Source organism: Nonomuraea sp. WAC 01424, from assembly GCF_003947315.1.
GTDB classification, from domain to species: Bacteria; Actinomycetota; Actinomycetes; order Streptosporangiales; family Streptosporangiaceae; genus Nonomuraea; species Nonomuraea spiralis.
In genome coordinates this window covers 1-835 of record NZ_QHHZ01000067.1, presented here as the reverse complement: position 1 = coordinate 835, position 835 = coordinate 1, and the positions used below count along the sequence as shown (strand labels likewise).

Annotated in this window: 1 protein-coding gene; it reads left to right on the top strand. The window is 65.1% G+C overall.

Annotation, left to right across the window (positions count from 1 at the left end; genetic code table 11):
• Positions 1-97: 97 nt before the first annotated feature.
• On the top strand, positions 98-835 hold a 738-nt coding region (locus DMB42_RS52750; RefSeq protein WP_260478461.1), incomplete at its 3' end, for an SDR family oxidoreductase.

The following is an 835-nucleotide window of genomic DNA, read 5'->3' as shown; positions in this document are numbered from 1 at the left end:
GGAACTTTCCGGGGGCTGTCACAAGTACGGAGGGCTGTCTTGTCTTAGCTGGTGTTCGGGCGGCAGATGGGGTCGCCCGGCAGTCAGGAGGGGGTTCGTGGTGAAGGTCGTGGTTGTCGGTGGGACGGGTCTGATCGGGTCGAAGCTGGTGAGCATGCTGACGGAGCATGGTCATGAGGCGGTGGCGGCCTCGCCGAATACCGGGGTGAACACGCTCACGGGTGAGGGTCTGGCTGAGGCGCTGAAGGGTGCTCAGGTTGTGGTTGATGTGTCGAATTCGCCGTCGTTCGAGCCCGCTGCGGTGATGGAGTTCTTCGTGGCCTCCACGCGGAACGTGCTGGCTGCGGAGGCGAAGGCGGGTGTCGGTCATCATGTCGCGGTGTCGGTGGTGGGGACGGAGCGGATGCCGGAGAACGGCTATTTCGCGGCGAAGATTGCTCAGGAGAAGCTCATCGAGAAGTCGGGGGTCCCGTTCTCGCTGGTTCACGCGACGCAGTTCTTCGAGTTCGTGCGGAGCATCGCCGACGAGGCGACTGATGGTGGCAGGGTGCGGATCGCTCCGGTGCGGTTCCAGCCCATCGCGGGTGATGAGGTGGCGCAGGCGGTCGGGCGGATTGCGGTGGGTTCGCCGCTGAACGGTCGGACTGAGGTGGCCGGGCCTCAGCAGTATCAGATGGATGAGTTCTTCCGTAAGGCGTTGGTCGCCTGGGGTGATTCGCGTGAGGTGGTCACTGACCCGCTGGCGCGTTACTTCGGCAGCGTGCCGGGTGAGCGGACGCTGGTGCCGGGGGAGGGCGCCATGCTCGGCAAGATCACCTACCGCGAGTGGCTCGAC